Source organism: Proteus hauseri, from assembly GCF_004116975.1.
In the GTDB taxonomy this organism is placed as follows: Bacteria; Pseudomonadota; Gammaproteobacteria; order Enterobacterales; family Enterobacteriaceae; genus Proteus; species Proteus hauseri.
Genome location: NZ_CP026364.1, coordinates 1107942 through 1121499 on the forward strand (window position 1 = coordinate 1107942; position 13558 = coordinate 1121499).

General features: G+C 39.5%; 14 protein-coding genes. All 14 read right to left on the reverse strand.

Annotation, left to right across the window (positions count from 1 at the left end; genetic code table 11):
* Positions 1–31: 31 nt before the first annotated feature.
* Positions 32–736, reverse strand: a complete 705-nt coding sequence (locus PH4a_RS05080; RefSeq protein ID WP_129038253.1) for a hypothetical protein — start codon at positions 734–736, stop codon at positions 32–34.
* A gap of 17 nt (positions 737–753) precedes the next feature.
* Positions 754–1398 carry a phosphate propanoyltransferase gene (locus PH4a_RS05085; protein ID WP_129038254.1) on the reverse strand — a complete coding sequence of 215 codons (645 nt, stop codon included), beginning with the start codon at positions 1396–1398 and terminating at the stop codon, positions 754–756.
* Positions 1398–1922, reverse strand: a complete 525-nt coding sequence (locus PH4a_RS05090) for a BMC domain-containing protein (protein ID WP_129041811.1) — start codon at positions 1920–1922, stop codon at positions 1398–1400. Before PH4a_RS05090 ends, PH4a_RS05085 begins: the two co-directional genes overlap by 1 nt.
* A gap of 13 nt (positions 1923–1935) precedes the next feature.
* The gene (cutD, locus tag PH4a_RS05095; RefSeq protein ID WP_129041813.1) at positions 1936–2886 is read right to left on the reverse strand and encodes a choline TMA-lyase-activating enzyme; all 951 of its coding nucleotides are present in this window, start codon (positions 2884–2886) and stop codon (positions 1936–1938) included.
* A gap of 103 nt (positions 2887–2989) precedes the next feature.
* Positions 2990–6421 carry a choline trimethylamine-lyase gene (gene cutC / locus PH4a_RS05100; protein WP_129038256.1) on the reverse strand — a complete coding sequence of 1144 codons (3432 nt, stop codon included), beginning with the start codon at positions 6419–6421 and terminating at the stop codon, positions 2990–2992.
* A gap of 56 nt (positions 6422–6477) precedes the next feature.
* Positions 6478–7626, reverse strand: a complete 1149-nt coding sequence (locus PH4a_RS05105) for a 1-propanol dehydrogenase PduQ (RefSeq protein WP_129038258.1) — start codon at positions 7624–7626, stop codon at positions 6478–6480.
* A gap of 7 nt (positions 7627–7633) precedes the next feature.
* Entirely contained in the window at positions 7634–7897 is a 264-nt protein-coding gene (locus PH4a_RS05110) for a EutN/CcmL family microcompartment protein (RefSeq protein WP_064721253.1), read from the reverse strand.
* A gap of 26 nt (positions 7898–7923) precedes the next feature.
* Complete coding sequence (locus PH4a_RS05115; protein WP_129038260.1) at positions 7924–9591, reverse strand: acetaldehyde dehydrogenase (acetylating); 1668 nt, start codon at positions 9589–9591, stop codon at positions 7924–7926.
* A gap of 71 nt (positions 9592–9662) precedes the next feature.
* A complete protein-coding gene (locus PH4a_RS05120) occupies positions 9663–9941 on the reverse strand; it encodes a BMC domain-containing protein (protein ID WP_064721255.1) in 279 nt (92 codons plus the stop codon).
* Positions 9942–9955: 14 nt separating this feature from the next.
* Positions 9956–10240, reverse strand: coding sequence for a BMC domain-containing protein (locus tag PH4a_RS05125; RefSeq protein ID WP_006536329.1), 285 nt, complete (start codon positions 10238–10240; stop codon positions 9956–9958).
* 20 nt (positions 10241–10260) lie between these two features.
* Positions 10261–10539 carry a BMC domain-containing protein gene (locus PH4a_RS05130; RefSeq protein WP_004249182.1) on the reverse strand — a complete coding sequence of 93 codons (279 nt, stop codon included), beginning with the start codon at positions 10537–10539 and terminating at the stop codon, positions 10261–10263.
* A gap of 707 nt (positions 10540–11246) precedes the next feature.
* Positions 11247–11765: a FidL-like protein gene (locus tag PH4a_RS05135; protein ID WP_129038262.1), complete on the reverse strand. Its 519-nt coding sequence runs from the start codon at positions 11763–11765 to the stop codon at positions 11247–11249.
* Positions 11765–12640, reverse strand: coding sequence for a transcriptional regulator (locus PH4a_RS05140; protein WP_129038264.1), 876 nt, complete (start codon positions 12638–12640; stop codon positions 11765–11767). The genes PH4a_RS05135 and PH4a_RS05140 overlap by 1 nt, the downstream gene beginning before the upstream one ends.
* Positions 12641–12666: 26 nt before the next feature.
* Positions 12667–13254 (reverse strand): TetR/AcrR family transcriptional regulator, encoded by a 588-nt coding sequence (locus tag PH4a_RS05145; RefSeq protein ID WP_129038266.1) that lies wholly within the window; start codon positions 13252–13254, stop codon positions 12667–12669.
* Positions 13255–13558: the final 304 nt, after the last annotated feature.

Sequence of the window (13558 nt, forward strand, 5' to 3'; positions counted from 1 at the left end):
AGACTCCTGAGTTATCAGATATAATTTAATATTAATTTTTCAAACTTTTTAAATATTCAATAGCAGAATCAGTTAATTTATCTTGTGATAAACAGTATTCTCCAGGCTTATTCATTACTTCATTTAAAGTAATATAGCGATTATTATTCTCTTTTTTTATTTCAGGATAATGTTCAAGTTTTTTATTAAGATTAACATCATTATTAACTAAATAAGTTTCTACTTCATTGATAGAGTAAAAACAAACACCTAATAATTTTAATCGATTAATATTTTCCTGAATAAGCAGGTTATACTCTTTATTTTTATTTAAACCTAAAATCTCATTTAATTCACTTTCTGGTTGGCAAAAATAAGGTAGTGCTATAACGGGAATATTTTGAGCCAGTGCTGAATGAATTAATTTCCCTTCTTCACTAATAAATAGTCCGTTAACAATTTCACCCACCAGCTTTTTATCAAAATAGGGAATAAATAAAGCACCATAAGAAGATAATTGGTTGATATCAAACTCATCTGCTTTATATATATCACCTAGATGACACCATTTCGACAAATCATGACAGGTTTGAGCTTGTGCTGTGACAAAAAGAGAAAATCGAATTACTGAAAAAGTCCCGATACGTTGACAGATTTCATCTCGATATCCTGGCGCTGGCGTTAATGCCAACAGCACCGATTTTTTCATTCGTTTTTCTATTTCTGCTACAATCCTTTCTATTAGCTGATTGTCCATTACGTCACCTCATTGTCTTAGCTGACAATAAACACGCTGTCGTTATTGCGAAGTCCTGCCGCATTGGCTTCATCAGTATCAATATGAAATTCCAACACAAATTTGCTACTTACACGAACAACCACTTCATCAAAAATCAGGCTACGTTCACCTTCTGTTTTAACGTGCACTTTTTGCCCATTGCTCACATTTAATACTGTCGCATCCACTTCACTCATATGAATATGGCGTTGAGCGCAAATAACTTGCTCTTTCAGTTCAACATGGCCAGCAGGCCCCATTAAAACGGCATTGCCAGAACCAACTAAATCTCCCGATTCACGCACTGGCGCTTTAATACCCAAAGCAAAACAGTCTGCTTTCGAAATTTCTAATTGGCTTTGTGGGCGAACGGGTCCCAATACACGCACTTTACTTATCGAACCTTTAGATCCCACCACAATCACACACTCTTTTGCTGCAAACTGACCCGGCTGTTTTAGATCTTTAAATGGGGTAAGCTGATAACCTTGACCAAATAATGCTTCAACATCTTGCTGTGAAAGATGTACATGTCGATTAGAAATACCAACAGGGATAGCCATTCCTTGCGTTTCTCCCATCACCATGCATTGAGCCGGTAAACGAGAGAGAATTTTTCCCATGAGCTGTTGATTAATCATTATTTTTTACCTTTACGACTCTCTGGCTTGTTCTCTTTTTTACTACTTTCTGTTTTATCCGCTACCGCTTTGGTTTCAGATACCACATTGTGTGTAAGAGGATCAGCCAGTTCTTTTACTGATGAAGACACTATCGGTTTTTCTATCACTTGCTCTACCGGTTTTTCTGCGATTTTCTCTGCCACTGTATCAACTATGTTGTTTACGACAGTTTGAGATTTAACAGCCTCAACCGATGATACTTTTTTCTTACTTTTGATGGTCAGTAATTTAGTAATAACACTTGGCTCAGGTCTTGCGATCACCAATGATCCAATCACTAATTCAGATTGACTCACAACCTCGACACCATGATCTATCGCTGTTTTCACTGCACTAATTTCACCTTGAAAACAAACAGATACCAACCCTGAACCCACTTTTCGGTATCCAACAATTTCAACATTCGCTGCTTTACACGCGGCATCTGCGGCTTGAATGGCGGCGGTTAATCCTCGTGTTTCAATAACACCTAAACTTTTCATCATTCTCTCCTACTTAGTGACGGACAAGGCGGATATCGAAATCAAACTTCTTAAAGAAGGCTTCTAAGCTGTCTAATTCTTCTGGCGTATAGCTTGGATCGCTTTTCATTGGATAGATCATTTCCAATTTTTCGTATTTATTACGTCCAAACTGATGATAAGGAAGAATATCAATGCGCTGAATATTGCCGCGTTTCGATAACTCCATGGCGTAATTTATTGCACCAGTAATGGCATCATAAGAGTCGTTATAACCGCGTACTAATGGCATACGGATCACCACATTTGCCCCTAATTCCATTAATCGTTCTAAATTACGGCGTACATTCTCATTACCAATACCAAATAACGCTTTATGCTGATGAGTATCGATGTGTTTGATATCAAAAAGAAATTGGTCAACAACTTCTGCCAATTTTTCATAATTAGCCACATTCGTTGTACCTTGTGTTTCAATGGCGGTGTTGATCATCATCTTTTTGCATTCACGCAATAGCGCAACGGCGAAATCAGTTTGTAAACTCATCTCTCCTCCACCTATCGTGACGCCACCACCCGAAGAAACATAGAAATCGTAATCTTGCATAATGATCGACATTAATTCAGAGACAGAAACATCTTTTCCCATAATATCAAGCGCATCTGAAATACAGACTTCTTCACATTTACGACAACCAATACAATCTATTGCACGATCAACCCGATGAACTTGTTTTCCATTTTCATTGGTTGTCATGTAATGCACACCCGCCGGACAAACATCGACACATTTACCGCAATCAACACATTTATCGTGGGAATACATCACTTGGAATTCACTGCTAAGACCTTCTGGATTTGAACACCAAGGGCAGCGGATATTACAGCCTTTTAAAAAAACCAGAGTACGAATACCATCACCATCATAAATAGAGTATTTTTGGATATTAAATATCCGGCCTCTAATTTCTGCCGCCGTTTCCATCATTGCGCCTCCAAATCAGCATCAAACATCCTTGTTTGATAAATTTAAATCTTGTCTTGTCGATGAAAAAGGATGGTGTTTTACCATCCCTAATAGCTATGATTTAGAATTTCTCAATCACAGTACGACTGATAATTTCATCCTGAACTTCTTTACATAATTCAACGAAGTAAGCACTATAACCAGCAACACGAACGATTAAATCGCGGTATTTTTCAGGTTCAATTTGCGCTTTTTTCAGTACTTCATTATCGACATAGCTAAACTGCATCTGGCCATTACCCAGAATTGAAGCGGTTCTTAGTAAGGTGATTAGACCTTGGCGGCCTTCATTGGTATCTAACAATCCTTTCAAGAATTTGAAGTTATGAACCATACCAATATTCATGGTTTCAACATTCATTTTGCTGATAGATTTGATAATCGCAGTTGGACCATGTTTATCAGCACCTTGTGTTGGGCTGATGCCATCTGACAATGGTTTCCATGCTAAACGGCCATTTGGTGTGGCTGCGGTTAACTCACCAATTGGCGTATTGTTAGAGATAGACAGCGTACCGTGACTCAATGTGGAATAGAGCATTTTGTATTTACGACATTCGCGCTCAGTCCATTCCGTAATATCTAATGCGTATTGGTCAACAACATCGTCATCGTTACCAAATTTTGGTGCATTTAAGCAATCGCGTAATAGCTCTTCGTAACCCTCAAAGTTAGCTAATAGCGCATCACGGATTTGTTCTAAGCTATATTTTTTATCGTCGTAAACTAATTTACGAATAGCAGCCATTGAATCAACATAGGTTGCTAAGCCAGAGAAGATAAGACCCGGACCATGGTTAACCATCGCACCACCCGCAGTAACGTCTTTGCCCTGTTCCATACAACCTTCAACTAACAGCGACATCAATGGTTTTGGCGCAACATCACGGTGTACGCGCTGGCTAATAACAGTACCTATCGCAGATAAACGAACGATATGCGCAATTTGTTCTTTAACCGCTCTGTCAAAGTCTTCATAAGTACGTAAATCACGTAAATCGCCAGTATCTAAGCCTTGATAGCTATCAAACAGCACCATACGACCGCGATTTAATACGAATTCAATCGCAATTGGCCATTGGGTGTAACCTGTTGATGTCCATTGATAAATACGACCTGATTTTTGTGGTTCAACACAACCCATTAAGCAGTAGTCACGTGCATCTTCAAAGTCGAAGCCTTTACGTAACATCATTTTGATATGAGAATCATCGAAGTGACATGCAGGAAAACCCATACCCGCTTTAACTACATCAACGATTTTTTCCATATATTGTGGTGGTGACTGGTTATGAATACGACATGCCAATGAAGGTTGATACACTTTCACAAAGCGCACGGCATCCATAATTAGGAACGTTAAGTCATTACACGCATCGCCACCAGTGCGTTTTTGCCCACCCACGGTTAAATTGATAAATGGCTGATAACCAGCGAAATATTTTGCACCTAACTCACTCGACATCCACATTAACTCAGCACATTTGATGATAAAGGCTTGCATCATCTCCAGTGCTTGCTCACGGGTTAAAACGCCCGTTTTGATGTCGTTTTCATACATTGGGAAGCAATATTGGTCTAATCGGCCTAAAGAAAGACCTGTTTGGTTTTCTTCAACTTCAAACAGTGATTCAACAGTCCAGATACTTTGCAATGCTTCTTGCAACGTTTTTGGCGGATTAGCTGGTACGTTTTCATTAACTTGCGCGATGGTCAGTAACTCTTCACGGCGTTGTGGATTGCTCTCTTTTGAAGCCAGTTCACGCGCATATTCAGCAATGCGATGAGCATAAGCAATAACCCCTTCACAACTTTCAATCGATGCTTTATAAAAATAGATACGGTCTATATCAGCAGGATTATCCATGCTTAATTCAGCCAGTTTTGCCTGAGCATCAGCTTTAATACCATTCATCCCTTTGGTGAACAGTAAAACGTCATAACCGGGGCAAGTATCGCCACCACCGTTGATTTGGTGATAAGAAAGATCACTGACAAAGGTTTCTCCGCTGAATTCCCAAACACCGGCTTCGCGATACTGAGCTTCACAAATTTCATCAAGAGAACGGCCTTCCCAGAAAGGAACTAACTCTTCACGGATCACTTTTTTGTCTTCTTCTGAGATAACAAAGGGATCTTGTGGACGCGTACTCATGGTATCGAGTTCATCACGAACCCAACGCCATGCGATATCAGGAGAGAAAGCGCCAGCACGCGGTTTTCCACAGGGATGCCCAACAATCAGTTCTTCATCTTGAATTAAAATTGGCGCGGTTTCACAAGCTCGACGGAAAGCTTTAGCTCGCAGCAAAATTGGCGGTAAACCAGGGTTTTCACGTACGATTTCAGTAAATGCTAAAGCTCTATAAATAGAAACACTTGGGCGCGCTTCTAAATAGCGATTACGTAAGCGTTGCAGACGAGGCGTTAAGCCTTCCATTACTTTAAATTCGCTATCAGCTTGTGCTGTTGGTGCAACAAAACCTGCTGATGGTGCAGAATATTCAGGCTGGCTATTCATACGTCCGTTATATAAGCGAACTTGTAGGGCGCTGTGTAATGTTGAAAGGTTAGTGCGAGCTGACAACAACATTTCTGATAATTCATTAATACTAATGCGAGGATCGTTGATATCAACGCCATGTACCATCGCATCAAACATTGGGTAGCCATCAACTTCTTTCGTTGCACGAACTTCTGAAAGCTCAGCCAATTTCAGCCATAAACTTTCAACAATTTCATAAGCCTGTGCTTGTGTTAAACGGCCTTGATCGATATCACGTTGATAGAACGGATAAAGTGCTTTATCAAACCCCATTGGATTAACGGCATAGCTGCCGTTTTCCAGATGTAAGATTAATTGCAGTAAATAGAATACTTGGCTTGCTTCTTTAAATGTTTCAGCTGGTTTTGCTGGCACTTTGCGTAAAATAGCTGCATTTTCTAGTAATTCGGCTTTACGATATGGATTACCTTCCATTGCTGCTAAATTTTCTGCTTTTGCAGAAAGAATTTGAGCAAAATACAGTGCCGCATCACAGGCATAGATAGCTGATTTACAAAAATTTGCTTCATCCATGCTACTACGATTTACCGCACTACCAATACTTCTAATTCTGTCTTCAAGTTGCGCTTTAATCGCTAAAAAGCCTTGATTAACCACCAGCATATAATCTGGTGATCCAACGTTATTTTGACCACTTAAAAAGCGGTAAATAGAAGCACTGCGAACTTCTTCTTCAGTGTGAAAAATAGCACCACGAGGTGTCGAAGATTGGCTACCAATGAGCAATTCATCTTGTGCGATATAGCTTGGGAAATGACGAATAAATTCATAGAAACGTTGCGCTGGTTTAATCGCTTGTGGTACACCGGCAATGCTGCTGTCTAATGAATCAAAAATGGTCGCACGCTCGGTGCTTATTGAGCTATTACGTGAGACTAAACGTTCTGCCAGCATTTTTACGCGTGGCGTCAAAGAATATTTGGCCATGTGGGGCTCTCCTGATGTTCTTTACTTGACCTAATCGGTATTAATTCGGTTGAGCATTAGCTGTGTGATACACCGGCAAATGCCTGACGATATAATGTTTCTAATTGGTGTGTGTTTACGTCACGCGGATTTGTCGGCGTACAACTATCACGCAAAGCCTGTCCGACCATCTCCGTTAAACGGGCATAAAAGTCCGCTTCACTAACACCGGTATCGCGAATACTCTTCGGCATACCCATTTCATCTTTCAATACATTGATAGCAACAATTAAACTGGTTACCCCTTCTCTTACTGTATTGGCTGGTAGCCCTAAACTTTGAGCGAGATAGGCATAACGTTGTGCTGCTTCACTACCACAATCACCGTGAAGATTGGCGTTAAATGCAACGACATGTGTCATCAATAACGCATTAGCTCGGCCATGAGGTACATGGAACACGCCGCCTAACGCATGAGCAAGACTGTGCGTAATACCTAAAGAAGCGTTAGTAAATGCCATACCCGCAATACAAGAGGCGTTATGCATTTTTTCGCGAGCTAACAGGTTGTCACCTTGGTGATGACAATCAATCAAGTGACTAAACACTAACTTGACTGCTTTTTCTGCCATTGCATCGGTAAAATCAGAGGCTGCTTTAGATACATAAGCTTCGAGCGCATGGCACAGCACATCCATACCGGTATCAGCAGTAATTGCTGGAGGTACAGATTTCACTAACTCAGGGTCGAGAATGGCGACATCAGGCAACATAAATTCATCAACCAAAACCAGTTTTTCATTACGTGATTTAATCACTGAAAATGAGGTTACTTCTGAACCTGTACCACTGGTCGTTGGGATCGCAATAAATTGCGGTTTAACTCTGTTGCTCTCTTTACGGGTATGCCAGAGGGAGTACATAACGGCTTTCGCGGCATCGATAACAGACCCACCACCGAGTGCAATAACCAAGTCTGGATAGTTGGCATCCATCATTTTCATACCACTAACAATGGCTGAAATATCAGGATCAGATGCCACATCATCATAGACTTGAAACTCAATCCCCCGTTGCAGTAGCTTGTCAGTAACTTTATTTGCAAAGCCAAACTTCACCATTGCTTTATCTGTCACCACAAATGCGCGGCGGGCAGTTAACCCAGCTAGGAAATTCAGTGCATTGGTGCCAAACTGAATTTTGGGCTTTATCAGAAACTCACTCATGTCGTTATTACTCCTTACTGTCCCGATAAACCTTCTCAACAATGGCAACCACAGACATCGCTTTGTAACGATCTTTATTCAGTGCAAAGTATTCTTCAGCCAACACAACATCGTTGATACCCGCACCTACACTATCCACTGCAACATAGGTTTTGTTTTTCAGTGGCTTAAGCTCATCATCTAACGTTGCTATCATCAGCAAGTTACTGCCTTTGAGTTCTGGGCTTTTTTGTGTCGCTACTACGTGTCCGATAACCTTTGCGAGGATCATGGTTTATATCGCCTTATATCAATGAGTTATTTACTCAGACGTCCGAGAACTTCCTTGATAATGCGTTCCACGTTTTCTTCGGTAATATCACCATGTGCCACCACTTGTTGCACACATTCACTGGCTTGTGCATAAGAAGATGTCGCACCAAAGCGATCATCACCTTGAGTCTGGCGCTGCGCAGTTGCACATTCAGCATGAACAGGTGTTAAAGAAGGTGATTGAAAACGAGCGTCTTCAAGGATGCTTGTTTGATGATTTGAACTTGAAACAGAACAAGCAGAAACAACTGACTGAGCCGCTTCTTGTGCTAAAGGACAAGGTTGTTTTAATTCTTCAACGGTGCGTACGCCATAACCCACTTTACGAATATTAAGTAAATTCATTGGGCCGACGTTGTCAGAACTAGAACCGCCACCAACAGCACCACAGCCTAACGTTAATGCAGGCGTTATATTGGTTGTTGCACCAATACCGCCTAATGCAGCTGGGGTATTAATTAAAATACGGTTTACTGGTTTTTCTAATGAGAACTGACGAATAACATCTTCGTTTTGAGTATGAATAACTAAGGTATGACCTAAACCTTCGTTAGTCAGCAAATCAACCACACGATCACAGGCTGACTTCCAATCTTCTTCGATATACATACCTAAGATTGGGCAAAGTTTTTCGCGTGAGTACGGATTTTTAGGTGAAACCGTATCTTGCAGCGCGATTAATACGCGAGTACTTGCTGGTACGCTAAAGCCTGCTCGTTGGCTTAAATAAATCGCATCTTTACCCACAACCGCCGGGTTAATGGTGCCATTTGCGCGTAATAACATTGAAGCCACTTTCGCTGCTTCTTCGTCATTCATAAAGTAAGCACCTTGCGCTAATAATTCGCGATGTACTTCGTTATAAATGCAACGTTCTACAATAATGGATTGTTCTGATGCGCAGATAACACCATTGTCGAATGTTTTACTAGTGATGATATCGCTAACTGCTTTTTTGATATCCGCACTACGCTCGATAAATGCAGGACCATTACCAGGGCCGCCACTGATGGTTGGCGTACCAGATGCATAAGCGGCACGTACCATGCCTTCACCACCAGTCGCTAAAATTAATGACACATCTTTGCTGTGCATTAATTCTTTGGTTGCTTCTAGTGTCAGTAAAGTCACGCCATCCACAATACCTTCTGGCGCACCCGCTTCATATGCCGCTTTTTTCACGATCTCTAAGGCACGAAAACTACACTGTTTTGCATTAGGGTGTGGTGAAAAAATAATCGCATTACCCGCTTTTAGTGCAATAAGGGTTTTATAGATAATGGTTGATGTTGGGTTAGTTGAAGGCACCAGTGCGGTAATAACCCCTAAAGGCACGCCAACATCCATGACTTTTTTCACTTTATCGTCATTGATAATGCCAACGGTCTTCATATCTTTCATATGTTCATACACACGCAATGACGCGAAGGTATTTTTCAGTACTTTATCTTCCCACTTACCAAAGCCTGTCTCTTCGTTTGCCATTTTTGCTAGCTCTTCTGCGTGGCGAGCCGCTTCAAATGCGATGTGTTTTACAATACTGTCGATTTTTTCCTGCGAAAATTTAGCGAAGATATGCTGTGCGTTTTTCGCATTACGAACTAGCTCACGAGCCAGTTGTCTGGATTGCAAATCTTTATCTAATGCAACCATGGTATCCCCCATACAGGAGTTAAAAAATTTAGCTGAATAACTTATTTTTTTGCTTTACTGCACCTGAATAATCAGGCTTTATGCTGCTCGGCAATTTTCTCGATATCGTTATGCGGTCTTGCAATAACACGAGAAGTCACAACAGTGCCGATACGTTTTGCCGCTTCAACACCAGACTCAACCGCTGCATTTACCGCACCGACATCGCCTTTCACCATGGCTGTTACCAGACCCGAACCGACATTTTCATAACCAATCAGTTCAACATTGGCGGCTTTACACATCGCATCAGCCGCTTCAATGCAGGCAACGAGACCTTTGGTTTCAATCAGACCAAGTGCTTCTTTCATATCAATTTCCTTCGTTATTCAGTCACTTTGTACTGGGCAACGATTTTTTGAATATCGTTGTGTGGACGAGCGATTACTAATGAAGTCACTACAGTGCCAACACGTTGAGCCGCTTCTAAACCGGACTCTACGGCAGCTTTCACAGCACCTACATCACCTTTCACCATCGCGGTTACTAGGCCAGAGCCGACATTTTCATAGCCAATTAACTCAACATTGGCGGCTTTACACATCGCATCAGCTGCTTCAATACAAGCAACTAAGCCTTGCGTTTCGATAAGTCCTAATGCATCACCCATACGTTCTCCTAAGGCAAGAATTATGCCTTGTGCTTGATAACAATCTTGTTGATGTCATTGTGAGGACGAGCAATCACGAGTGATGTAACCACTTCACCCACGCGTTGTGCTGACTCCACACCTGAATCCACAGCAGCTTTCACTGCGCCTACGTCGCCTTTCACCATCGCAGTCACGAGACCTGAACCAACATTTTCATAGCCAATTAGTTCAACGTTCGCGGCTTTACACATAGCGTCAGCGGCTTCAATACATGCCACCAGACCCTTGGTTTCGATCAGACCTAATGCATCACCCATTTTCATTTCCTCCGAGAAGCCGTTTAACGGTTTACGTTTGCCCATTGTGTCTGCGTGGTGATTTTTTAAACGCAGACTTTGGTTTCAAAACCACTATAACGACTAAAAAATAAAACAACATATAAATCCATATTAAGAAAACATATAGTATTTAACACTAATATTTAGCCTTTTTTATGCCTATATTTATTTAACTATGCTGATAATTTCTTTTTTTCATTGTTTTAAGTTTATAAGAAAATACAAACAACAGATTAAAAAATAGGCAAATTAACTTTGTTAGAAGGATGTTGATAAGGTGCAAAAATCGAGTACATATAAGAGAAAAAGATGTGCGGAACATCACTGATATTTCAGCGTAAGATCAATAACAAAAAAGGGCTAAATCGAGTCTATATACAAATCGTGCTATTTCTTGGGCTATAACGTATTTTTAGTCACCTCAACGAAATAAACCTATCGCGATTATAAAAATGTAATCACTCAAGAGATAAAAAGCTTAGGAAAATCTGCATTAAATTATCGACAAATCACCAATAGACTTGGTAGAAAGATAATTACGTTAATGACATACAGAATTGAAAGAAATGACTGTTATCAGTGAGTGAGTAAATTAATGAATGAAGAAGTGAGTAAGTTATTTAACCAAAGAGTTAACCAGTAGCAATTAAATACCCGACAACATACGGGTATTTAATAAAATGAAATCAATCAAATTTACTGCCAGGTTTTAAGGTGCAAATATAGAGTGGTGAGTTGAGTGAGCTTAATAAAATAGTTTTTTCATTAAGCTTCTGGGCATTAAGAAATAACCCATCATGACTATCTGACATTTCACGCATAAAATAGTCAAAAATAACATTGGGAGATTCATCTATCGAAGAAGCACTAGATCCCCACTGACTAACAAAATAGTGTCGTTCTGTGGGTGAAACTCGCTTTGTTGTGTAATCAAATTTCACATAGCGCTGTAAATAAAGCCAACCTGCTTTAGAATCTGTATATCCTTCAACAACTATCGAACCTTTACCATTGGCACCAAATGAGAAGTGAATATTACCATTTACATTTTCTGCCTCCATATTTTCAAAACGCATAATGCCTTTTGTAGAACATACCATTACGCCATCGTTCTTAGCAGAAAGAAATATTGTAGCTGAATATAATGCGACCAAGATAAAAATCAGGGCCGAAAACAGACATAAAAGTTTCCCTGAGATTTTCATTAGTATTTCCAAGAATAGTAAAAGTAATTGTCGCAATAACTAAATGGATTATCTTCGTTCTTTGCACAATGCGCTAAAAATACGCGCCCTAATCCATTGGTTTGTAATTTATCCCCATAGAAGAAGACAAATCGCTCACCTTTTACACACTGTAAATTGAGCTTATTTCGTACTGCATCAAAATTTTGCACGTAATTATCACTGACCGCTGAATTAATCATCGCTTCATTAGAGAGCAATTCACAATCATTATGCGCTAATGGGGTAAGCGTAATTGGTTTTGAATGATGTTGATTAAAGAAAGTAATTATCACCAAAAATAACGCCCCAAAAAGAAAACCAATACTAGCTAAATACCAGCAAATATCTGGGCGTTTTGCTTTTTGTTGCAAATGTTCTGATAATAGATTCTCTTTACTGTTTTGGCTTTCCTCGGATATTACTTCTACTGATACAATCTCTGATATATTTTTTACAGATAACGATTGTTCATTATTGGGTGTGGCTGTTTCTGTATTAAGTTGAGTTATGGGTAATAATGTTGAATCATCAATTAGCTCTATCGAGATATCAGGATTAAACTCTAATCGCCCTTTGGCAATAGTGACAATAATATTTTCAATACCATAATGGCGAAACGTTTTGCGTAATAAACTTAAGTATTGGTTTAAATTACTATTTGAAGATACCAGCCCATTATCATCCCAAACGCATTTTAATACTTCATCGCGATTAACCACACCGGGATGTTGAATAAAATAAAAAAGTAACGCATTAGCGGTAATAGAAAGATGCGTATCTACGCTATCTTTTTCTAATGAAATTGCGCCATCCGTTGCGTCGTAATAAATTAAGGCATTTATTTTGTATTTCATTGTGCCCTCATTCATCCTGATTAAAATTACTGATTTGCTGTATTTGCCATATAGTCAAATGTCATCTCAGATAATCTTCCAACTAATGCGCTACGCTCTTCTTGAGAAATAGTCGGACCTTCTGTTAACTCAGATAACCAAAGCCCATCAGCGGCATAACGAATTAATGTTCCTAAATAACTATTATCTAATTTATCGCCTTTAGCCAAATGTTCTAACATCCAGTCACGCCAGCATTTACGCATAATAGGTTCATTTGGCATGGCTAAAGACAGTATGGCTAATTGACGACTTTCATCTGACTGTTTTAAATCAGAAATATAAGTTAAATAAGCGCGAGAAAAACGCCCTACTTCTATAGGATCATTTTCCATAATCACCGCAATACGACTATCCATAATACCTAATAGACGTTTAAAAACCGCATGAACTAATTCTAGCTTGCCAGGAAAATGATGCAGTAGACCACCTTTACTTACCCCTGCTTCTTTTGCTACGGCATTTAAAGAGAGAGAGGCTATTCCTTCATTAGCCACAATAACGCTTGCCGCTTCCAATAATTGTTCTTGAACTCGGATTGGGTCTTTTTTTCGGTGATGCGCAGTTGTATTCATGACAAGGATAATACCGACCAGTCGGTATGTTCCTTATTGATCGAAATCAATTTGATTTCGACTGATGCTTATTATATGTAAATAATGCAGTTGACTTCACATTCCTTTATTTTTAATCAAGATTAATTTAAAAAATAAAATTATTTTACAGAATTGATCTAAATAATATAATTACCTAACGAGAATAAATATAACTTGATTACTATCAATAAAATCCCGTACAAATATTAAACAAAAAATTAAAATCATTGATTAAATAAAATAAAGAGAACATCGAGAAATGAACTCTTTATTTTAAATTAAA

Excerpts from the sequence above, each read along its gene's own strand:
- PH4a_RS05120 (WP_064721255.1), bottom strand. The coding sequence starts at position 9,941 with ATGAAAGAAGCACTTGGTCTGATTGAAACCAAAGGTCTCGTTGCCTGC.
- PH4a_RS05105 (WP_129038258.1), bottom strand. The coding sequence starts at position 7,626 with ATGAGTGAGTTTCTGATAAAGCCCAAAATTCAGTTTGGCACCAATGCA.
- PH4a_RS05090 (WP_129041811.1), bottom strand. The coding sequence starts at position 1,922 with ATGAAAAGTTTAGGTGTTATTGAAACACGAGGATTAACCGCCGCCATT.
- PH4a_RS05110 (WP_064721253.1), bottom strand. The coding sequence starts at position 7,897 with ATGATCCTCGCAAAGGTTATCGGACACGTAGTAGCGACACAAAAAAGC.
- cutD (WP_129041813.1), bottom strand. The coding sequence starts at position 2,886 with ATGGAAACGGCGGCAGAAATTAGAGGCCGGATATTTAATATCCAAAAA.
- PH4a_RS05085 (WP_129038254.1), bottom strand. The coding sequence starts at position 1,398 with ATGATTAATCAACAGCTCATGGGAAAAATTCTCTCTCGTTTACCGGCT.
- PH4a_RS05115 (WP_129038260.1), bottom strand. The coding sequence starts at position 9,591 with ATGGTTGCATTAGATAAAGATTTGCAATCCAGACAACTGGCTCGTGAG.
- PH4a_RS05080 (WP_129038253.1), bottom strand. The coding sequence starts at position 736 with ATGGACAATCAGCTAATAGAAAGGATTGTAGCAGAAATAGAAAAACGA.
- PH4a_RS05125 (WP_006536329.1), bottom strand. The coding sequence starts at position 10,240 with ATGGGTGATGCATTAGGACTTATCGAAACGCAAGGCTTAGTTGCTTGT.
- PH4a_RS05140 (WP_129038264.1), bottom strand. The coding sequence starts at position 12,640 with ATGAAATACAAAATAAATGCCTTAATTTATTACGACGCAACGGATGGC.
- PH4a_RS05145 (WP_129038266.1), bottom strand. The coding sequence starts at position 13,254 with ATGAATACAACTGCGCATCACCGAAAAAAAGACCCAATCCGAGTTCAA.
- PH4a_RS05130 (WP_004249182.1), bottom strand. The coding sequence starts at position 10,539 with ATGGGTGATGCATTAGGTCTGATCGAAACCAAGGGTCTGGTGGCATGT.
- PH4a_RS05135 (WP_129038262.1), bottom strand. The coding sequence starts at position 11,765 with ATGAAAATCTCAGGGAAACTTTTATGTCTGTTTTCGGCCCTGATTTTT.
- cutC (WP_129038256.1), bottom strand. The coding sequence starts at position 6,421 with ATGGCCAAATATTCTTTGACGCCACGCGTAAAAATGCTGGCAGAACGT.